The organism is Streptomyces sp. NBC_00659 (assembly GCF_036226925.1).
In the GTDB taxonomy this organism is placed as follows: Bacteria; Actinomycetota; Actinomycetes; order Streptomycetales; family Streptomycetaceae; genus Streptomyces.
This window is the reverse complement of sequence record NZ_CP109031.1, coordinates 4,843,242-4,864,322: the sequence shown is the minus strand read 5'-3', so window position 1 is coordinate 4,864,322 and position 21,081 is coordinate 4,843,242. Positions and strand designations below refer to the sequence as shown.

General features: G+C 70.2%; 14 protein-coding genes and 2 pseudogenes. 8 read left to right on the top strand and 8 right to left on the bottom strand.

Going from position 1 to position 21,081, the window contains the following annotated elements; translation table 11 throughout:
- Window positions 1–17: 17 nt before the first annotated feature.
- From cydB to OG410_RS21045, 4 genes are all read left to right on the top strand, one after another.
- Entirely contained in the window at window positions 18–1,025 is a 1,008-nt protein-coding gene (gene cydB, locus OG410_RS21060; protein WP_329300601.1) for a cytochrome d ubiquinol oxidase subunit II, read from the top strand.
- A 51-nt stretch (window positions 1,026–1,076) separates the two neighbouring features.
- Window positions 1,077–4,613 carry a thiol reductant ABC exporter subunit CydD gene (gene cydD / locus OG410_RS21055; RefSeq protein WP_329300600.1) on the top strand — a complete coding sequence of 1,179 codons (3,537 nt, stop codon included), beginning with the start codon at window positions 1,077–1,079 and terminating at the stop codon, window positions 4,611–4,613.
- A gap of 189 nt (window positions 4,614–4,802) precedes the next feature.
- The gene (locus tag OG410_RS21050; protein WP_329304188.1) at window positions 4,803–6,473 is read left to right on the top strand and encodes a sensor histidine kinase; all 1,671 of its coding nucleotides are present in this window, start codon (window positions 4,803–4,805) and stop codon (window positions 6,471–6,473) included.
- Between the two features lie 170 nt (window positions 6,474–6,643).
- On the top strand, window positions 6,644–7,687 hold the full coding sequence (locus OG410_RS21045) for a M23 family metallopeptidase (RefSeq protein ID WP_329300599.1): 1,044 nt from the start codon (window positions 6,644–6,646) through the stop codon (window positions 7,685–7,687).
- Window positions 7,688–7,783: 96 nt separating this feature from the next.
- Here the strand turns inward: OG410_RS21045 and OG410_RS21040 are convergent, their stop codons facing one another.
- The 6 genes from OG410_RS21040 to OG410_RS21015 all read right to left on the bottom strand — a co-directional run bounded on the left by OG410_RS21040 (window position 7,784) and on the right by OG410_RS21015 (window position 14,403).
- Window positions 7,784–8,671: a Cof-type HAD-IIB family hydrolase gene (locus OG410_RS21040; protein WP_329300598.1), complete on the bottom strand. Its 888-nt coding sequence runs from the start codon at window positions 8,669–8,671 to the stop codon at window positions 7,784–7,786.
- A 105-nt stretch (window positions 8,672–8,776) separates the two neighbouring features.
- On the bottom strand, window positions 8,777–9,679 hold the full coding sequence (locus tag OG410_RS21035) for an LLM class flavin-dependent oxidoreductase (RefSeq protein WP_329300597.1): 903 nt from the start codon (window positions 9,677–9,679) through the stop codon (window positions 8,777–8,779).
- 101 nt (window positions 9,680–9,780) lie between these two features.
- Window positions 9,781–10,329, bottom strand: a complete 549-nt coding sequence (locus tag OG410_RS21030) for an RNA 2'-phosphotransferase (protein WP_329300596.1) — start codon at window positions 10,327–10,329, stop codon at window positions 9,781–9,783.
- 242 nt (window positions 10,330–10,571) lie between these two features.
- Complete coding sequence (locus tag OG410_RS21025; protein WP_329300595.1) at window positions 10,572–11,516, bottom strand: MerR family transcriptional regulator; 945 nt, start codon at window positions 11,514–11,516, stop codon at window positions 10,572–10,574.
- A gap of 278 nt (window positions 11,517–11,794) precedes the next feature.
- Window positions 11,795–13,564, bottom strand: a complete 1,770-nt coding sequence (locus OG410_RS21020; protein ID WP_329300594.1) for an SDR family oxidoreductase — start codon at window positions 13,562–13,564, stop codon at window positions 11,795–11,797.
- Entirely contained in the window at window positions 13,561–14,403 is an 843-nt protein-coding gene (locus OG410_RS21015; RefSeq protein WP_329300593.1) for a M24 family metallopeptidase, read from the bottom strand. The genes OG410_RS21020 and OG410_RS21015 overlap by 4 nt, the downstream gene beginning before the upstream one ends.
- A gap of 589 nt (window positions 14,404–14,992) precedes the next feature.
- Here OG410_RS21015 and OG410_RS21010 point away from each other — a divergent pair.
- Window positions 14,993–15,229 (top strand): annotated as a pseudogene (locus OG410_RS21010) (pyruvate formate-lyase-activating protein); the annotation flags it as partial.
- 30 nt (window positions 15,230–15,259) lie between these two features.
- Here the strand turns inward: OG410_RS21010 and OG410_RS21005 are convergent.
- Window positions 15,260–16,075, bottom strand: a complete 816-nt coding sequence (locus OG410_RS21005; protein ID WP_329300592.1) for a barstar family protein — start codon at window positions 16,073–16,075, stop codon at window positions 15,260–15,262.
- A 96-nt stretch (window positions 16,076–16,171) separates the two neighbouring features.
- Window positions 16,172–18,031 (bottom strand): annotated as a pseudogene (locus OG410_RS21000) (polymorphic toxin-type HINT domain-containing protein); the annotation flags it as partial.
- Between the two features lie 283 nt (window positions 18,032–18,314).
- On the opposite strand from OG410_RS21000, the gene OG410_RS20995 reads away from it, so the two are divergent.
- Genes OG410_RS20995 through OG410_RS20985 form a run of 3 tightly spaced genes read left to right on the top strand, consistent with a single transcriptional unit; the run spans window position 18,315 to window position 21,080 of the window.
- Window positions 18,315–19,277, top strand: coding sequence for an ABC transporter ATP-binding protein (locus OG410_RS20995; RefSeq protein WP_328674588.1), 963 nt, complete (start codon window positions 18,315–18,317; stop codon window positions 19,275–19,277).
- Window positions 19,267–20,172, top strand: a complete 906-nt coding sequence (locus OG410_RS20990; protein WP_328670171.1) for an ABC transporter permease — start codon at window positions 19,267–19,269, stop codon at window positions 20,170–20,172. The genes OG410_RS20995 and OG410_RS20990 overlap by 11 nt, the downstream gene beginning before the upstream one ends.
- A complete protein-coding gene (locus tag OG410_RS20985) occupies window positions 20,169–21,080 on the top strand; it encodes an ABC transporter ATP-binding protein (RefSeq protein ID WP_329300590.1) in 912 nt (303 codons plus the stop codon). The genes OG410_RS20990 and OG410_RS20985 overlap by 4 nt, the downstream gene beginning before the upstream one ends.
- Window position 21,081 lies beyond the last annotated feature (1 nt).

The window sequence follows — 21,081 nt, the reverse complement described above, 5'->3', positions numbered from 1 at the left end:
CAGGGAGCTGCTGAGTCATGGAACTTCACGACGTCTGGTTCGTCCTCATCGCGGTCCTCTGGATCGGTTACTTCTTCCTGGAGGGCTTCGACTTCGGAGTCGGCATTCTCACCAAGCTGCTGGCCCGCGACCGCACCGAGAAGCGGGTGTTGATCAACACGATCGGCCCTGTCTGGGACGGCAACGAGGTGTGGCTGCTCACGGCCGGCGGTGCGACCTTCGCCGCCTTCCCCGAGTGGTACGCCACCCTCTTCTCGGGCTTCTACCTGCCTCTTCTGATCATCCTGGTCTGTCTGATCGTGCGCGGTGTCGCCTTCGAGTACCGGGCGAAGAGGTCCGAGGAGCACTGGCAGCGCAACTGGGAGGCGGCGATCTTCTGGACCTCGCTGATCCCGGCGTTCCTGTGGGGTGTGGCCTTCGCCAACATCGTGCGCGGAGTGAAGATCGACCGGAACTTCGAGTACGTGGGCAACTTCTGGGATCTGCTCAACCTGTACTCGATCCTCGGCGGTCTGGTCACGCTCACGCTGTTCACCTTCCACGGGGCGGTGTTCGTCGGCCTCAAGACGGTGGGAGACATCCGGGAGCGGTCGCGGAAGCTCGCTCTGCAGGTCGGCCTGGCGACAGCCGTGCTGGCGCTGGTCTTCCTCATCTGGACCCAGGTCGACAGCGGTGACGGTGCGTCGCTGGTCGCGCTGATCGTGGCCGTGGCCGCCCTCGTCGCGGCGCTGGCGATGGCCAACGCCGGGCGTGAGGGATGGGCGTTCATTCTCTCGGGGCTGACCATCGTGGCCGCCGTCGCGATGCTCTTCCTGTCGCTCTTCCCGGACGTCATGCCGTCCTCGCTCAACGCGGACTGGAGCCTCACGGTCACCAACGCCTCGTCGAGTCAGTACACCCTGAAGATCATGACCTGGTGTGCCGTGATCGCCACGCCGATCGTCCTGCTCTACCAGAGTTGGACCTACTGGGTGTTCCGCAAGCGCATCGGCACGCACCACATCGCCGTGGACGTGTCGCACTGAATCCGATGTAGCGGCATGTTTCACGTGAAACATGCCTGATGGGCCAAAGGTGTGTTTCACGTGAAACCAATCGATCCGCGCCTGCTTCGGTACGCCCGAGCCACCCGCCGTTTCCTTGTGGCGGTCGTGGGGCTGGGCGTCGCCGGAGCGGCACTGGTCATCGCCCAGGCGATGCTCATCGCCGAAGTGGTGGTCGGCGCCTTCCAGCACGGTTTCTCCGTCGCCGAACTGCGCACCCCCCTGGTTGTGTTGACGGTCGTGGCGCTCGGGCGTGCTCTGGTGGCCTGGCTCACCGAGCTCGCCGCGCACCGCGCGAGTGCCGCGGTGAAGTCGGAGCTGAGGGGGCGGCTGGTGGAGAGGGCCGCGTCGCTCGGGCCCGGGTGGCTCAGCGGTCAGCGGACAGGTTCCCTGGTCGCCCTCGCGACACGGGGCGTCGACGCGCTCGACGACTACTTCTCGCGCTATCTGCCGCAGTTGGGGCTCGCGCTGGTGGTCCCGGTCGCCGTGCTGGCGCGGATCGTCACCGAGGACTGGGTGTCCGCGGCGATCATCGTCGGCACGCTGCCGCTCATCCCCTTGTTCATGGTGCTGATCGGCTGGGCCACGCGCAGTCACATGGACCGCCAGTGGCGGATGCTGTCCCGGCTGTCCGGACACTTCCTGGACGTGGTCGCGGGGCTGCCCACGCTCAAGGTGTTCGGCCGGGCCAAGGCGCAGGCCGAGTCGATCCGGAAGATCACCGGCGAGTACCGGCAGGCGACGATGCGGACGCTCCGGATCGCCTTCCTGTCGTCCTTCGCCCTGGAACTGCTCGCCACCATCTCGGTCGCCCTGGTCGCGGTGACCATCGGCATGCGGCTCGTCCGGGGCGAGATGGACCTGTACGTGGGGCTCGTCATCCTCGTGCTGGCACCCGAGGCCTATCTGCCGCTGCGGCAGGTGGGAGCCCAGTACCACGCCGCCGCCGAAGGGCTCGCGGCCGCCGAGGCCATCTTCGCGGTGCTGGAGACCCCGGCACCGAGGTCCGGTTCGCTGCGCGTGCCCGCGGGGGAGATCGCCTTCGACGGCGTCACCGTGCGCTATCCGGGGCGCTCCGCGGACGCGGTCTCGGACGTCTCCTTCGCGGTCGAGCCCGGGGAGACGGTCGCCCTCGTCGGTCCCAGCGGTGTGGGCAAGTCGACTCTGCTGAACGTTCTGCTCGGATTCGTGGAGCCCACCACCGGCCAAGTCCGCGCCGGGGGAGTCGATCTCGTCGACGCCGACCTCACGGAGTGGCGCTCGCGGATCGCCTGGGTGCCGCAACGGCCGCACCTGTACGCCGGATCCATCGCCGAGAACGTACGTCTGGCGCGACCCGACGCCGACGACGCGGCGCTGCGCAAGGCTCTCGTCGACGCCGGTGCGGCAGGGTTCGTCGACGCCCTGCCCGCCGGGGCCGACACGCTTCTCGGTGAGGACGGCACCGGACTGTCGGCCGGCCAGCGTCAGCGCCTGGCACTCGCGCGGGCGTTCCTCGCGGACCGGCCCGTGCTGCTGCTCGACGAGCCGACGGCCTCGCTCGACGGGGCGACCGAGGCCGAGGTCGTTACGGCGGTCCGGCGGCTGGCCGCGGGACGGACCGTGCTGCTGGTCGTGCACCGGCCGGCCCTGCTGGACGTCGCGGACCGGGTGGTCCGCCTGGAAGCCGCTGCAGTCGGCGCGCCGAGGCCGGCACCCGAGGCCGGGGTTTCCGGCTCCGCGCAGCCGACGCGCACACAGCCGCCGCAAGGCGCCGAGCCGGAGGACATGTTCCCGGCGGACGCCGAAGGCCTCGTCGCGATGTCCCGGGCCCAGGGTGGCGTGCTCGCCCGCGTCCGGGCGATGGCGGCTCCCCGGCGTAGGCCGCTCGCGCTCGCCCTGCTCCTCGGCAGCCTCGCGCTCGGTAGCGCCGTCGGCCTCATGGCCACCTCCGGCTGGCTCATCTCGCGGGCCTCCCAGCAGCCGCCGGTCTTCTATCTGATGGTGGCCGTGACGGCCACCCGGACGTTCGGCATCGGACGGGCGGTGTTCCGGTACGCGGAACGGCTCGTCTCGCACGACGCCGTGCTGCGGATGCTGGCCGACACACGGGCGGCGGTCTACCGGCGTCTGGAACGGCTCGCGCCCGCCGGGCTGCGGACCACCCGGCGTGGTGACCTGCTGTCGCGGCTCGTCGCGGACGTGGACGCCCTGCAGGACTACTGGCTGCGCTGGCTGCTGCCGACCGGAGCCGCGGTCCTGGTCTCCGCCGCCTCCGTCGGGTTCACCGCCTGGCTGCTCCCCGAAGCCGGGGCCGTTCTCGCCGTCGGTCTGCTGGCGGCCGGGGCCGGGGTCCCCCTGGTGACCGGTGCCGTGGCGCGCCGTGCCGAACGACGGCTGGCTCCCGCGCGGGGCGCGCTGGCGACCCAGGTGGCCGATCTGCTCACGGGGACCGCCGAACTGACCGTCGCGGGCGCGCTGCCCGCCCGTACCGCCGAGGCGAGGCAGGCCGACGGCGTCCTCACGAGGATCGCCTCCCGAGCCGCCACCGCGACCGCCCTCGGGGACGGACTCACGGCACTTGTCTCCGGACTCACCGTCGCGGCCACCGCTCTCGTGGGCGCCCAGGCGGTCGCCGCCGGGCGACTGCACGGCGTGCTCATGGCCGTCGTCGTCCTCACCCCGCTGGCCGCATTCGAGGCCGTCATGGGACTGCCGCTCGCCGTTCAGTACCGGCAGCGGGTGCGCAAGAGCGCCGAGCGCGTGTACGAGGTGCTGGACGCCGCCGATCCCGTACGCGAGCCCGAACAGCCGCGACCGGCGCCCGCGACACCGTTCCCGCTCCGTGTGTCCGGGCTCCGGGCCCGGCACGCCGGACAGGATCGGGACGCGCTGGCCGGACTCGACCTGACCCTCGAGAAGGGCCGCAGGATCGCCGTGGTCGGCACGTCCGGAGCCGGCAAGACGACGCTCGCGCAGGTCCTGCTGCGATTCCTGGACCCGGAGGCGGGGACGTACACGCTCGCCGGGGTGGACGCCTGCGGGATGGACGGGGACGCCGTGCGCCGGCTGGTCGGGCTCTGCGCCCAGGACGCGCACCTTTTCGACAGCACCCTGCGCGAGAACCTGCTGCTGGCCCGTAAGGACGCGACCGAGGCCGCGGTCCGCGACGCGCTCGGACGAGCCCGGCTGCTGGACTGGGTGGACGGACTGCCCGACGGGCTCGACACCCTGGTCGGCGAACACGGGGCACGGCTGTCCGGCGGCCAGCGCCAGCGGCTCGCACTGGCACGTGCGCTGCTCGCCGACTTTCCCGTGCTCGTCCTCGACGAACCGGCGGAGCACCTCGACCTGCCGACGGCCGACGCGCTCACCGCGGATCTCCTGGCCGCGACCGAGGGCCGTACGACCCTGTTGATCACGCATCGGCTGGCCGGGCTCGACGCGGTGGACGAGGTGATCGTGCTCGCACGGGGACATGTGGTCCAGCGTGGGGCGTTCGCCGAGCTGGTGGCCGTCGCGGGGCCGCTGCGGGAGCTGGCCGAACGCGAGACCGCCGCGGATCTGCTGGTGCGCGCGGTGGCGCCCTGAGCGCCGCACGAGCGAAGAGCGGGCGGAGCGCGGGCGACGGCCGTCGTGGGCTGAGCGCGCCGTCCGGGAAGGCGCCGGCTGTGCCGGGTCCGCCGTCTGTCGCCACCCGCCCGACTTTCCCGGGCAAAGGGGACTCATTAGGCTCAGGGCATGTCAGCGGCGAGACGCTCCCCCGTCCCGGGTGACGGCATGGCCGCGGCGGCCATGGCTCCGGGAGGGCTGACCGGCGAGCCGGACGCACGGGTCCCGCGGCTGCTGGAGGCCGTACGGTCGGTCGGATCGGGGCTGGAGCCGCACTCCAAACTGAACCGCATCTGCGAGACAGCGGCGGAGCTCACGGACGCGCGGTACGCGGCCATCGGCGTCGTGGACGAGAGCGGGGAGGGTCTCGCGGACTTCGTCCAGTACGGCGTGGACGAGGAGACCGCCCGCAGGATCGGGCGCAGGCCCGACGGCCACAAGGGGCTGCTGGGCGCGCTCATCCGCGACCCCGATCCGGTGCGCCTCGCGAACCTGACCGACGACCCGCGCTCCTGCGGGTTCCCGCCCGGCCATCCGCCGATGCGCAGCTTCCTCGGAGTGCCGATCCGGGTGCAGGGGGAGATCTTCGGGAACCTGTACCTCACGGAGAAGCGCGGCGGCGGCACCTTCGACGACGACGATCTCGACATGCTCCGGGTGCTCGCCACCGAGGCCGGTATCGCCATCGGCAACGCCCGCCTGTACGAAGCGGCGCAGCAGCGTGAGCGCTGGATCGACGGCTCGGTGGCCGTCACCACCGCGCTGCTGGCGGGCAGCGACGCCGAGGACGCGTTGCAGACCGTCGCCGAGCAGGCCCGCAGGCTCTCCGGCTCCGCGGCCGGGATCGTCCTGCTCCCCGCGGAGGAGGGCGGCCTGGAGGTCGTCGCGGTGGCCTCGGACCACCCGTCGAAGGCGCTCGGCGTCGTCGTTCCGCCGGAGAGCGAACTGGTCACCGAACTCCGGGACGGGAAGCCGGTGTTCCTGGCGGACGCGTCCGCCGACCCGCGCCTGCGGACGGATCTCACCCAGGCTTACGGGCCCGTTATGATGCTCCCGCTGCAGAGCGACGGCCGGGTCCTCGGTGCCCTCCTCACCCCGAGGTCCCGCGACGGACGCCAGTTCACCGAGAGCGAGCGGACCCTCGCCACGCAGTTCGCCTCGCAGGCGGCCCTGGCGCTGATGATGGCCGAGTCGCGGCGCGACCGGGAACGGCTCGCGGTGTACGAGGACCGCGACCGGATCGCCCGTGACCTGCACGACCTGGTCATCCAGCGGCTGTTCGCCACCGGAATGATGCTGGAGAGCGCGCAGCGCCGGTCGAAGGTGCCCGAGGTACGGCGGGGCGTCGGGACGGCGGTCGACGAACTCGACGTCACCATCCAGGAGATCCGCACAGCGATCTTCGCGCTCCGGCAGGGCCCCGCCGAGACGCCCTCCGGGCTGAGCACCCGTGTCCTGCGCGAGATCAACATGGTCGCCGTCCCCCTCGGTTTCCACCCCGGACACCGCTTCACCGGCCCCGTCGACACGCTGGTCGGCGAACTCACCGGCAAGAACCTCGTCGCCGCGCTGCGCGAAGCCCTCTCCAACGCCTTCCGGCACGCGGGAGCCTCCCGGATCGAGGTCTCCGTCGACGCGGACGTCCTGCTGCCGGACGGGCGGCCGGGCGTGCGCCTCGCCGTCGCGGACGACGGCGTCGGCATCCCCGACGGCGGCCGGCGCAGCGGCCTGAAGAACCTCAGGCGGCGTGCCGAGTCGCTGGGCGGCGCGAGTTGGTACGGGCCGGGGATCGGCGAGGACGGCGGCGGTACGACGGTGGTGTGGCAGGTACCGCACTGAATCCCCTTGCGCGGGCGATCTGTTCGCGCGGTGTCCGGGTGACCCGTTCGCGAGCGGCCCGGCCGGCACGGGACCGTTCGGTCGTGCCGCTGGGCCATTCGTGACGTCCTGTCCCCCAGGTGTACGCCTTGAACGGGCCGGGCCCCAACTCACGGGCCACGATCGCTGTCATGCGCTCATTTCGCCGCCATCCCCTCCTCGTACCGGCCCTGTTGTCCGCTCTCGTGATCCTCGCGGCCCGGCCGGCGGAGGCCGAGGGCGACGGTGCGGACCTCGACATCAGCGCCCAGGTGGCGCGGCTGTACGAGGACGCCTCCGTGGCGAGCGGACAGTACGAGGCGGGGCGGCAGGACGCCGAGGCGCAGCGCGGCCGGGCCGAGCGGGCCGAGCGCCTGCTCGTACAGGAGCGGCAGGAGATCGCGGTACTGCACGAGGACCTGGGCCGTATCGTGCGTGCGCAGTACCGGCAGGGCGGCGGACTGCCGTACACGGCGCAGATCCTGTTCGCGAAGGACCCCGACGGTCTGATGCGTGGTCAGCATGCCGTGCGGCGGGCCGATCTGGCCGTCGCCGGTGCCGTCGAGAAGAGCCGGCGTGCCGAGGGCCGGCTCGCCGTGGACGAGGCGAAGGCCCGCTCCGAGTGGCTTGTGCTGGAGAAGCGGACCGGGGAACTCGCCGCGGTCAAGCGGACCATCGAGGCGAAGCTCGACGAGGCGCGGTCGGCGTTGCAGAGCCGGGCGGATGCCTCCGTGGCGGCCGGCTCCTGCCGCGGGGCGGTCCGTCTCGACCAGCCGCCGATGGCGCTCACCCAGGCGTGGGTCGCGCCGGTGGAGACGTACGAACTCTCCGCGGGGTTCGGCAGCGGGGGTGAGCACTGGGCGCACCGGCACACCGGCCAGGACTTCGCGGTGCCCATCGGCACCCCGGTGCGGGCGGCCGGGGCGGGCCGGGTGGTGAAGGTGTCCTGCGGCGGTGCCTTCGGCATCGAGGTCGTGGTCGAGCACCCCGGGGGCTACTACACGCAGTACGCGCATCTCGCGGCCGTCGCCGTCGACCAGGGGCAGCGGGTCTCGACCGGGGAGTGGATCGGGCAGTCGGGGACGAGCGGCAACTCGACCGGCCCGCATCTGCACTTCGAGGTGCGCGTGACACCGGAGACGGGATCGGCGATCGACCCGGTTCCATGGCTGGCCGGGCACGGGGTCGTCGTCTAGGCCTGTCATGTGGATCAAGTGGCGGGACGTGGGGCAGGCCCTGACCGAGGCCCTCCGGCGGATGTGCCGGAGGACCCCGGCCGTGTCGGCGGAGGGCTACGCGCCGGCGGCCAGGATCTGCTCGATCACGACCGCCACCCCGTCCTCGTTGTTCGCGACCGTGCGCCCGGAGGCGGCGGCGATCACGGCGGGGTGGGCGTTGCCCATGGCGTACGACCGGCCGGCCCAGGTGAGCATCTCGACGTCGTTCGGCATGTCGCCGAAGGCGACGACCTCCTCGGGCGAGATACCGCGCTCGGCGCAGCACAGCTCGAGGGTGCTGGCCTTGGAGACGCCGGGGCCGCTGATCTCCAGCAGGGCGCTGGGGCTCGACCGGGTCACGTTGGCCCGGTCGCCGATGGCCGGGCGGGCGACGGCGAGGAACTCGTCCGGATCCATCTCCGGGTGGTAGGCGAGCACCTTCAGCACCGGCTGATCGGCGTCCAGCGCGTCCTCGGCGAGGAGCTTCTCGGCGGGCAGGACGATCTCCGGGGGCTCCATGTGCATGAGCGGGTAACCCGGTTCGAGATGGAGGCCGTACGTCCGCTCGACGGCGCACACCGTGCCGGGCGCGGCGGCCCGCAGGATCCGGACGACGTCCAGCGCGATGTCGGGCGTCAGTTCGCGGATCTTGACGAAGCGGTGGGCGCCGGGGCCGCCGTGCAGGTCGACCACGGCGGCGCCGTTGCCGCAGATGGCCAGGCCGTGCCCGTGGACGTGGTCGCTGACGACGTCCATCCAGCGGGCCGGGCGGCCGGTGACGAAGAAGACCTCGATGCCGGCCTGTTCGGCGGCGGCGAGGGCGGCGATCGTGCGGTCGGACACCGATTTGTCGTCGCGCAACAAGGTGCCGTCGAGGTCCGTGGCGATCAGCCGGGGCGGGACGGTGGAGGCCGGGGTCTCGGGCCGGCGAGTCGCTGAGGTCACCTGCTCATTCTCCCGCATATATGCGCACGGCCGTGCGGCGGTCCGCACACTTGAGTGGTAACCGCCCTCACCTCACCCTTGCCGCCCCGCCCTGCCGGGGCCCCGGGGGCATGGAGACTCGGTTCAGCGCAGCTGGGCCACCGCTTCCATGGCGATCCGCTCGAAGACCTTCGGGTCGGCGGCGAACTCCGAGTCGGGGATCGGCCAGTGGATCACGATGTCGGTGAAGCCCAGTTCGGCGTGCCTGCCCGCGAAGTCGACGAACGCGTCGAGGGATTCCAGCGGGTGGCCCCGGTCGGGGGTGAAGCCGGTGAGCAGGATCTTGTCGATCTCCGCCACGTCCCTGCCGATCTCGGCGCACGCGTCGGCGAGCTTGGCGACCTGTCCGCGAATGGCCTGAACCGACTGCTCGGGGGTGCCCGTCTCGTACAGCTTCGGATCGCCGGTCGTCACCCACGCCTGCCCGTGGCGGGCGGCGAGCCTCAGACCGCGCGGGCCGGTGGCGGCCACGGCGAACGGCAGCCGGGGGCGCTGGACACAGCCCGGGATGTTGCGGGCCTCGTGCGCCGAGTAGAAGTTGCCGCCGTAGGAGACGGAGTCCTCGGTGAGGAGCCGGTCGAGCAGCGGGACGAACTCACCGAAGCGGTCGGCGCGCTCACGCGGGGTCCACGGGTCCTGTCCGAGCGCGGTGGCGTCGAAACCGGTGCCGCCGGCGCCGATGCCCAGCGTGATCCGGCCGTTCGAGATGTCGTCGAGGGAGATCAGATCCTTGGCGAGGGTCACCGGGTGCCGGAAGTTCGGCGAGGTCACGAGCGTGCCGAGGCGCAGCCGGTCGGTGACGGCGGCCGCCGCGGTCAGCGTCGGCACGGCTCCGAACCACGGGCCGTCGCGGAAGGTCCGCCAGGACAGGTGGTCGTAGGTGAACGCGGTGTGGAAGCCGAGCTGCTCCGCGCGCTGCCATGCGGAACGCCCGCCCTCGTGCCAGCGGACGTACGGCAGGATCACGGTGCTCAGACGCAGACTCATGCGTCGAGCGTAGACGGAGCCGGGGCGTCGTCGCCTCAGGGCGGTCCGACCGGCTGCCCGGCGCCCCGGCGCCCGGGATCGGTGCGGACCGGCGCCCGTGGTCAGTGTGGACCGGAAAACCGCAGATAGCGCGGGGGTACGGCCTCGGCCAGCCAGACGCCGTTGGCGCTGACCCGGAAGACGTGGCCGTCACGGTGCATGGCGGCGGCGTCCACACCGAGGACGACCGGGCGGCCGCGGCGGGCGCCGACGCGGGTGGCCGTCTCCCGGTCCGCCGAGAGGTGTACGTCGTGCCGGTTCATGGGTCTCAGGCCCTCGGCGCGGATCGCGTCCAGGCTGGAGGCCACGGTCCCGTGGTAGAGGTACGCCGGCGGGGTCGCCGGGGGCAGTCCGAGGTCGACCTCGACGGAGTGGCCCTGGCTGGCCCGGATCCGGGTTCCCTCCACGGCGAAGCGCCGCTTGTCGTTGGTGGCCACCACGTGATCGAGTTCGGCGCGGGTGAACCGGAAGCCGTGCGCGGTGGCCGCGGAGATCAGCGCGTCGATCTCGACCCAGCCGCCCTCGCCGAGGGTGAGCCCGATCCGTTCGGGCTGGTGGCGCAGATGCTTCGAGAGGTACTTCGACACCTTCACGGTGCGTTTTTCGTCCATCTGTTCATCAGCCCGTCTTTCCGTCCGCTCATGCGCCAGGTCCCCCGTTCGGCCCTGCGCTCGGCCCCGCGGTCGGTCACACGTCCGCTCGTGCGGCTGTTCATCGGTGTGTTCCTTCATCCTCCCAGCGTGCCTGGCGAGAGACGGATCACGCATTTGATTTTGGTTCGGAGGTTTGATCCACAGCCAAGTGTTGTTATCCACAGGCGAATTGACGAATCTGTGGACAACGAGTGCGCCGTTTAAGGTACTTCGTCAACAATGATGCGATGGGGGCTGTTTGCGGCCAGCTGGTCCAACGTACGTGCCTGTAGCTCCCGTTCGGTGGCCGCCGTCACGAAGGCCGCCGCGTGCTCCATGCCAACCAGACGCTCCACGGCCCGCATTGTCCCGGCGGCCACCTCCACCGGACGCGCACCCTCCGGCTCCATCGGGACCTGTCCCGCCGCGAGGTGCCGGCTCAGGTGACGCGTGGCGAACAGCCTCATCGCCCGCGCCAGTTCGGCGTCCACCGTCTGCTGCGCGAGCGGTCGCAGCCGCCGTACGAGCGAGGCCGCCTCGGCCGCTTCCGCGTCGCTCGGCGGACGATCACCCAGATACCGAGAGAAGACGTACTCCGCGGTGAACTCAAGGAAACGGGAGGCGATGTGCTCGACCTGCCCCCTCAACTCTCGTAGATGACAGGCGATGGCGGACAGCGGAACACCGGAGTTGTACAACTCGACCGCCGCGGAAAGTTCTTGAGGGCTCGGGACGAGGAAGGTGTCCTCGTCCCCCGGAACGGGCTCCAGCACGCCCAGCTCCACCGCCTCCGCCACCGCCGCGTCGTCGGGACGGCCGCCGAACCGCTCCACCAGCTCGGTCCGGGAGATCCGGGCGGCCTCCTCGTCGGTCCACGGCCCGTCGACCTCCGCGACCAGGCCGAGTATCCCGCCCAGGCCCCGGCCCGCGTCCCAGGCTTCCAGGAGTTCCTTGATCGAGGCCAGCGTGTAGCCGCGGTCCAGGAGGTCGGCGATCTGCCGCAGCCGCGCCAGATGGGCGTCGGCGTACACATTGGCGCGCCCGCGCCGCTCGGGGCGGGGCAGCAGTCCGCGGTCCTGGTAGGCGCGGATCGTCCGGACCGTGGCGCCACTGCGGTGTGCCAGGTCCTCGATGCGGTACGCGACACCGCCCGACTCGTCGCTCATCTCTCCCGCCCTCCCGCCTCCGGGCCCTGAGAGGCCGCCGCCCGCCCGAAGGCCCCCGCCCGTGCCGTGGGTGAACAGAGCCGGATACGCGACGGCCCTGAGCGGTGAACCCTCCTGCGACGGATGGTACGACCGCCGAGGAGAGCGCGGTATGCCCACGCAGAGCTCCTCCCCGTCCGGCCGACAGCCCTGGGCGACCGCCTTGTTGTGTAGGTAGGCGGTCATGCGGGCGCGGCCGCCCTGCCGTGTGCTCACAAGGCGGCCGCCCCGCCGTGTGCTCACAAGGGCGGCTCCATGCGTGCGATCGCGCGCAGCGCCCGGGGCGCGAAGCGGTGCAGGAGGTGGGCGCCGCGCGCCTCCGGGGTCACCGGAACCACCGCCTCGTTGCGGACGACCGCGCGCAGGATCGCGTCGGCGACCTTCTCCGGCGGGTAGTTGCGCAGTCCGTAGAGCCGTGCCGACTTCTTCTGACGCCGCTTCTCCTCGGCCGCGTCGACCCCGGCGAAACGCGCGGTCGCGGTGATGTTCGTGTTGACGAAGCCGGGGCAGACCGCCGAGACACCGATGTCCTGGCCGGCCAGCTCCGCGCGCAGACACTCGCTGAGCATCAGCACGGCCGCCTTGGAGGTGCTGTAGGCGGGCAGCGCCTTCGAGGGCTGGTACGCCGCCGCCGACGCGGTGTTGACGATATGGCCGCCCTGCCCGCGCTCGGCCATCTGCTTTCCGAAGAGCCTGCAGCCGTGGATCACACCCCACAGATTGACGTCGAGGACCTTCCTCCAGTCCTCCGCCGTCGTGTCGAAGAAGGAGCCGGAGAGACCGATACCGGCGTTGTTCACCAGCACGTCCACCACGCCGTACTCGGCGGCGACCTTGTCGGCGAGCTTCTCCATGGCCTGTTCGTCGCTGACGTCGACCGTCTCCGCCCAGGCCTCGGGCGAGCCGATCAGCCGGGACATCTCCGCCGTGCGGGCCGCGGCTTCCGCGTCCCGGTCGACGGCCACCACCCGCGCGCCGGCCTCGGCGAACGCGAACGCGGTGGCCCGCCCGATGCCGCTGCCGGCGCCGGTGACCAGCACGAGCTGCCCGCCGAACCGGTCCGCGTACCTGCCGGAGGCCACCGGCTCGGGCGTGGGAACGCCGGCCTCACGGCCCTCGTTGGCCGTCACGAACCCCGCTATCCAGTCGGCCAGCTGGTCGGGTCGGGTCCGCGGGACCCAGTGCTTGGCCTGGAGCGTGCGGCGCACCGAATCGGGGGCCCACTTCTCCAGTTCGTCATAGAGCCGCTCGGAGAGAAAGGCGTCTCCCAGGGGCGTGATCAGCTGCACGGGCGCGTGCGCGTACGCGTCCTCGCGGGGGCGGCCGAGCCGGGACCGCACGTTGTCGCGGTAGAGCCACGCGCCGTGCGCCGCGTCGGAAGGCAGCGACGGGGTCGGGTAGTCGCCCGCGGGCACCTTCTCGAGCCGCTGGAGGATCTTCGGCCACCACTTGCCCAGGGGACCGCGCCAGGCCAGCTCGGGCAGCACCGGCGTGTGCAGCATGTACACGTACCAGGACTTGGCGCCCTGCCCGAGGAGCTGGCCGACCCTCCGTGGCGTGGGCCGCCGCACCCGCCGCTTGATCCAGTGGCCGAAGTGGTCGAGGGACGGACCGGACATCGACGTGAAGGACGCGATCCGGCCCTCCGTCCGGGCGACCGTGACGAACTCCCACGACTGCACCGAACCCCAGTCGTGGCCCACGAGGTGCACCGGCCCGCCGGGACTGACCGCGTCGATCACCGCGAGGAAGTCGTCGGTCAGTTTCTCCAGCGTGAAACCGCCGCGCAGGGGCCGCGGTGCCGTCGACCGGCCGTGCCCCCGCACGTCGTACAGCACGACATGGAAGCGGTCGGCGAGCCGCACGGCGACCTCGGACCACACCTCCTTGGAGTCCGGATACCCGTGCACGAGCACCACGGTCGGCTGCCTGTCGTCACCCAGTTCGGCGACACACAGCTCGACCCCGCCCGTCCGCACCCGGCGCTCGCGCGCGCCCACGAGACTCACTTGTCCTCCGCCCAGCGCCGCACATGCGGCAGATCGTCGTCGAGCCAGAACGCGCTCTGTTCGGGGTCCCGGGAGTCCGTGACGACCAGGAGCTCCTCGAACTTCGCGCCCGTACCCCGGAAACCGAGGTGCGGTTCGACCGCCCACAGCCCCGGCCGGGGCGGGTGGTCGGAGAAGGTGTACGGAGACCACAGCGGGGACCAGCCCTCCCGGTGGCCGTGCAGCGCGTCGCTCGCCAGCCCCTTCAGGGCCTGGACGCCGAACCCGAACAGACGCGGCGACCAGGACCGCTCCGCCACTTGGTCCACCTTGTGCGCGATCACGCCGAACGGATACGCGCGGTGCCGGTTGGCATAGCCCTGACGGGTCATGAGCCGGTCGACGTCCTCGTAGATCTCGCGCAGGGACCGCCGCTCGCGCACCTCGCGCAGGATCAGCTCGCGGTGCGCCTCCAGATCGGCGAGGAGCTTGTCCTGCACGGGGTTCAGGCCGAGCGAGCCCGAATAGCCGATGTCCGCGGTGAAGCCCTTGTGCACGGGGGCCATGTCGAGGATGAACGGCATCCTCGGCTCGAGCCGGCGGTCGGTGGGGAAGAACTGCAGCGGGATCCGGAAGCCGACGAAGGCCGTGCGGTCACCGAACCAGGCGAACGGCAGATGGAACCAGTCCCGCACCCCGCGCTCACGCAGCCACCGGCGCTGCATGCGGGCCGCCTCGCGCTCGGTGACGCCGGGCTTCAGCTGTGCCGCGACCGCTTCCGCGCACTCGTACGCGAGGCGCTGCACCTCTCTGAACCCCCGCAGTTCCGCGGAGAGTTCGCCTGCCACTGCCGTCGTCATGCCACCGCCCCACCTGTCCGCACCGACTGCGGTACGTGCCCGTAACGTGACACTGGCGAATGTGACAGTTGTTAGAGGCTGCGTCAATAGGCCTGCGCGCAGCCTGTGGACAACCGGCTGGTTGGTTGATGACCGGCTCCAGGGGCCCATACCTGAGGGTGATCCTTGCGGGCCCGTACGACTGGAGGCTGACGCGGATCGACCACGGAATGCCCTGGCCGGTGCAGGTATGACGCAGGTACCCCTGGCGACCCGCCGAACCGCGGGCGATATCGCGCTGGAGGACGGGACCGAGGTGGACTCCGGCCGACGGCGATCGCGTCCCTGTGCCTGCTTCGCAACTCCCGTCCCAGGGCGAGCAGTTCGGAGCGGGTTCCGGAGAGCTCCAGTTCCCCGGTCGGGTCACCGCGCAAGACCTTCACCGTCACGCCTCCGATCGTCACTTACGGCCAGTAGTCGTCGGACGGGATCGTGGATGGATCGACGTCGGTGTGCGGATCCTTGAGCGGGCCGCTGGTAACCGTCTTCCGTTGGTCTGGGTCTCCAGGTTCAGATGCGGCCCCTCTCTCTGGACGTGAGGGCTTCCTGGGTCAAGTCCTGGGACCGCGAGCTCTACCCGCGCCTCACCGGGCGGCAGTTGGAACCGACGCTGGCCTTCGCCCGCCGCCTGGCCGAACTGGGCAAGGAGGTCTGGGCGCGCTTCGTCCTGGTCCCGGGCCTGACCGACGCCGCCGAGAACGTCGCGGGCGTCGCCTCCTTCGCCGCCTCCCTGGGCAACGTCAGCCGCGTCGACGTCCTGCCCTTCCACAAGCTCGGCGCCGCCAAGGGAGGCGTCCGCACTGCCCCATCGCGCCCGCTACGCGAGTTCGACGACGACCCCACGTCGCTCGAGGCAATCGACGATCATATCCATCACGGAGGTGTTGGGGAGGTACGTGGGCAGGCTGCCGAGCATGTCCATCGCCACACCCGAACGATCCCAGACGAGACGGAACGGGGCGGCCGGGCCGAATCCGCCGAAGAGGCAGTCGTCGAGTGCGGTCAGGTTGCTGCCGTAGTAGCCGCCGGGCCCGTTCATGGCCTCGCCGATGGCGCAGTAGAAACTCGCGAGATCAGTGATGTTCGTACCGTCGAGGGTGTACCGCTCGTGACGGGGGTTCGTCTTTCGGTTGTCGCCTTGGTATTTCCGGGCGACCTCGATCCAGCCTTCCCGTCGGCCTGCCGGAAGGCTCACCCAGTCGTTCACGGAAACGGGCGGGCGACGACTCCAGGATTTCCAGACTTCGTACGCTCCGGCTTCCGGCAAGGAGTCCAACCAGCAGGACACGGTGGCTGCCGTCGTTCCGTCCTCCTCTTCCTCCCAGCGCTCCAACGTCACCGCTCCCGCGAAATACGAGCCGATGGTCCGGCCCGCCGTGTCGTGGAGGTCGATCCATACATTGCCGGGGCCATCTCCGGAACCTCCCTCGGCGCGAAGCGCCCCCCTCAAGGCTCCCGACGGGTCCGCACCGATCAGCCGGGGACGCAGCCAGAATCCGTCACCCTCACCGCCGGATCCTGCCTCCGGGTCGAATTCAGACAGCGCGCCCGCGTGCCCGGTGAAGAAGTCCCGGAGATCGGAGAAAAATCCAAGGAACGTGTCATGGTCGTCGTCCGCGCGAAGGGAGAACATGAATTTCCATTCAGTAAACTAAGACGGGGGGCTCACACTCGGTGAGCCCCCCAGGGTTTCAGATCAATCGGTTCGCCGTTGAACCAGGGCCGCTTCCTACGGGTTCATCTTGTAGCCGTCCGGAAAGCGCTGGATGGTCGTGTAGTGGTTGGTCGGCCATGCCGCTTCGCCGGTCTGCGGATTATACAGAATCCGCCCTTTGTCCTCCGGGACATTCGGAATCGCGTATTCCTGGAAGCCGGCATATGGCCTTTCGTGCGGCTTGCGCCCTTCGAAAATCTTCACATTTCCCGCATCGTCCAGCCGCGGCGTTCCATTACCCCGCCTGATGGCGATCAACTGGTACGTGGCCGGTCGGGGAATAGGAGTTGCCTGCGGCGTGCCCGAATTATTCTTCTTCGGGCACATGTTATGCACCAGCACGGGAGTTGCGCCGGCGAGTACATAGTACGTGTGGAGTTCATTTACGGTCAGGTTGTACATGTCGGCGGTGCCGGGGCGCGCCTTGACCGTGGTGATGCGTACGTGTTTGTCGGTAGCGGTGTTGAGGGTGTGGCCGGGCTTGAGTTTGCCGGCCGGCACCCAGGAGTGGGTGGTGTCGTCCCAGAACGGGTGACGGGACGTGGTGTGGAGCGTCAGCGTCTTGCCGTCGGCGTCCTTGACCTGGACGTCGGTCAGGTCATCGTCATGGTTGACCAGCTGTGCGGTGACCGTGCGGGAGCCCCGGTGTTTTCCCTTTTGGGGGTCACCGCTTTCGACCCGGTCTCCGGGCTCGACCTTTCCGATGGGCTTGGACTTGCCGTCTTCCATGAGGACCGGGGTGTCGGGGTCGAAACTGCACCGGCCCTCGCCCGTCGCCTTCTGGCCTGTCAGCGATTTGCCCGCCGCGTGGGCCATTTGCCCAATGTCGCCGGGGCCGAACATGCCGCTTTCCACGCCGGCCGACATGAGATCGTTGGGGTTGGCCCAGTTGTCGCCACAGTCCCAGTCGGAATCACAGGAGAGCAGCTTGGCTTTGACGCGCTGGTAGAGGTTGGGGTCGTCGTCCTTCCCCCGGGGGGCCAGGCAGCCGGTGTCGTTCCCCTCATTGAAGGGGTCACAGACGTATTTGGCCCATTTCTGGAAGTTGGCGGCGACTTGGTCGACGTGGGGGTTGTCCGCCTCCATCCAGACGGAGGGGTAGATCTGGACGTACCACTTCCCGTCCTTCTCGCTTTTCTTCACGTTGTTGGAGTCGCCGTTCGCGGCGTCCGGCAGTTTGCCGGTGTATCCGGCTCCGAGGTAACTGTTGGTGCCGACTCCACCGGCTCCGCGGGGCGCCTTCTTGACGTACTCCTTTTTGTGGCCGTTGGTGCCGGTGCCGCCGATGGGGTAGCCGATTCCGCACTGGTCGGCCATGCACAGCCCGGAGGGGTCGCTGCTGGTGACAGGGCTGTTGTTGGCGTAGGCGTAGGCGTTCAGCGTCTGGGGGTCGCTCGTGGTCATGAGCGGGTCGACGCTGAGGAAGCGGCCGATCAGGCGGTTGCCGTCGGCGTCGTACAGGTACTCGGTGACCTTGTCGCTGCCGCCGGTCACCGGCTCGGTGACCTTGGCCAGGTGGCTTTCGGCGTCCCAGTCCAGGGTCTGGGAAGAGCCATTGGCCAGCAGCCGGGTGTGGGTGTTGCCCACGGCGTCATAGCCGAAGCTGTCAGCGGACTTCACCGACCCGGTGGTGGTGTCCACCGAGCCCAGGGCGTGCGGCCGGACCGCGCCCGGGTCGGGGTAGTGGTAGTCCCGCTGGGTGTCCGAGGCGCCGGTGGTGGTGCCGTGCTGGGTCTCGGTGAGTCGGTTGCCGGTCTTGTCGTAGGTGTAGGAGTTCCAGTACGGGGCCGGACCGCCCAGCACCCCGGTGGCGGGGGTCGCCGCGCAGGCGGTGGTGGACTGGGCCCAGGCCTCGGTCATCCGGCCGAGGTAGTCCCTCCAGCGGCGGGGGGTGCGGGGGATCGGGGCTGCATATTGGTGATCACGTACCTTTCCTCGCCGATGTTCAGCTGCGTGCCGATCAATCGCCGGTTTACATCGAAGCCCATGAGCACGAGACCGCGGGCCGCCTGTGGACAACCGGTCGGACGGCGGAGGGCTCCCGGTCGGTATACCTGAGGGTGACCCCTACGGGCCCGTACGACTGGAGGCTGACGCGGATCCACCTCCGTGGGCTGACGACCCCTGTGGTCTGCGCCACTACCTTCGAATCGTGACTGTGATCGCGACCGAAAGCCTGAGCAAGCGGTACCCCCGGGTGACCGCTCTTGACCGGCTCTCCGTGGACGTCGGGCCCGGTGTGACCGGACTCGTCGGAGCCAACGGAGCCGGCAAGTCCACACTGATCAAGATCCTGCTGGGTCTGTCCCCCGCCACCGAGGGCCGCGCACACGTGCTCGGCCTCGACGTCGCCACCGAGGGCGCCGCCATCCGCGAGCGGGTCGGGTACATGCCCGAGCACGACTGCCTGCCGCCCGACGTCTCGGCCACCGAGTTCGTCGTCCACATGGCGCGGATGTCCGGTCTGCCGCCGGCCGCGGCCCGCGAGCGCACCGCGGACACCCTGCGCCACGTCGGTCTGTACGAGGAGCGCTACCGCCCCATCGGCGGCTACTCCACGGGCATGAAACAGCGCGTCAAACTCGCGCAGGCCCTCGTCCACGACCCCCAGCTGGTCTTCCTGGACGAACCGACCAACGGCCTGGACCCGGTCGGCCGCGACGACATGCTCGGACTGATCCGCCGCATCCACACGGACTTCGGCATCTCGGTCCTGGTCACCTCGCACCTCCTGGGCGAACTGGAACGCACCTGCGACCACGTCGTGGTCGTCGACGGCGGCAAGCTGCTGCGCTCCAGCTCCACGACGGACTTCACCAAGAGCACCACCACCCTCGCCATCGAGGTCACCGACAGTGACCGACACCCGGACGGCACGGGCGCGGTCCGCGAGGTGCTCCACGCGCGCGGGATCGAGACCCACGACGGCGGCGGGCTGCCGGGCGCCGGACACATCCTGCTGCTCACCACCGAGAGCGAGGACACCTACGACCTCGTCCGCGACGTGGTCGCCGATCTCGGCCTCGGGCTGGTCCGCATGGAACAGCGCAGACACCACATCGCCGAGGTCTTCACCGACAGCGACGAACAGCGGAAGGAGGCGGTCGGCCATGGCGGTTGAGCACCCCCTCACCCAGCAGGGTGAGCAGACCCGTATCCACAACATCGGCTACCGCACCTACGACGGCCCGCGCCTGGGACGCGCCTACGCCCGCCGCTCCCTCTACTCGCAGTCCCTGCGCGGCTCCTACGGACTCGGCCGCTCGGTCAAGTCCAAGGTCCTGCCGATGCTGCTCTTCGTCGTGATGTGCGTCCCCGCGCTGATCATGGTGGCCGTCGCGGTGGCCACCAAGGCGAAGGACCTGCCCGTCGACTACACGCGCTACGCGGTGATCATGCAGGCGGTCATCGGCCTGTACGTCGCCTCGCAGGGCCCCCAGGCAGTCTCCCGGGACCTGCGGTTCAAGACCGTCCCGCTGTACTTCTCCCGCCCCATCGAGACCGCCGACTACGTGCGCGCCAAGTACGCGGCTCTGGCCTCGGCTCTGTTCATCCTCACGGCCGCCCCGCTGATCGTGCTCTATGTGGGCGCGCTGCTGGCCAAGCTCGACTTCTCCGACCAGAGCAAGGGCTTCGGACAGGGACTGCTCTCCGTGGCACTGCTCTCGCTGCTCTTCGCCGGTATCGGCCTGGTGATCTCGGCGATCACCCCGCGCCGCGGCTTCGGCATCGCGGCCGTCATCGCCGCCCTGACGATCTCCTACGGCGCGGTCTCCACCGTCCAGGCCATCGCCTTCGAGCGCTCCAGCAGCGGAGCCGTCCCGTGGCTCGGGCTCTTCTCGCCGATCACGCTCATCGACGGAGTGCAGACGGCCTTCCTCGGCGCCTCCTCCGCCTTCCCCGGCGAGGTGGGCCCCTCGTCCGCTCAGGGCGTCGTCTACCTCGTCGTCGTCCTGGGTCTCATCGCGGGCTGCTACGGCCTTCTGATGCGCCGCTACCGAAAGGTCGGGCTGTGACCACGCTCAACATCGACCACGTCTCACGCTGGTTCGGCAACGTGGTGGCGGTCAACGACATCACGATGACGATCGGCCCCGGCGTCACCGGACTGCTCGGCCCGAACGGCGCCGGGAAGTCCACCCTCATCAACATGATGGGCGGCTTCCTCGCACCCTCCACCGGCACCGTCACCCTCGACGGCAAGCCGACCTGGCGCAACGAGGACATCTACCGCCACATCGGCATCGTCCCCGAGCGCGAGGCGATGTACGACTTCCTCACCGGACGCGAGTTCGTCGTCGCCAACGCCGAGCTGCACGGCCTCGGCGCGAAGGCCGCCGACCGGGCCCTCGCCACCGTCGAGATGCAGTACGCGCAGGACCGCAAGATCTCCACGTACTCCAAGGGCATGCGCCAGCGCGTGAAGATGGCGTCCGCGCTGGTCCACGACCCCTCCCTGCTGCTCCTCGACGAGCCGTTCAACGGCATGGACCCGCGCCAGCGCATGCAGCTCATGGATCTGCTGCGCCGCATGGGCGACGAGGGCCGCACCGTGCTGTTCTCGTCCCACATCCTTGAAGAGGTGGAGCAACTCGCCGCCCACATCGAGGTGATCGTCGCCGGACGGCACGCGGCGAGCGGTGACTTCCGGCGCATCCGCCGGCTGATGACCGACCGCCCGCACCGCTATCTGGTCCGCTCCAGCGACGACCGGGCCCTGGCCGCCGCACTCATCGCCGACCCGTCGACGTCCGGCATCGAAGTCGACCTCGCCGAAGGCGCGTTGCGCATCCAGGCCGTCGACTTCGGCCGGTTCACCACCCTGTTGCCGAAGGTCGCGCGCGAGCACGGCATCCGGCTGCTGACGGTGTCGCCGTCCGACGAGTCGCTGGAATCCGTCTTCTCGTATCTTGTCGCGGCGTAGG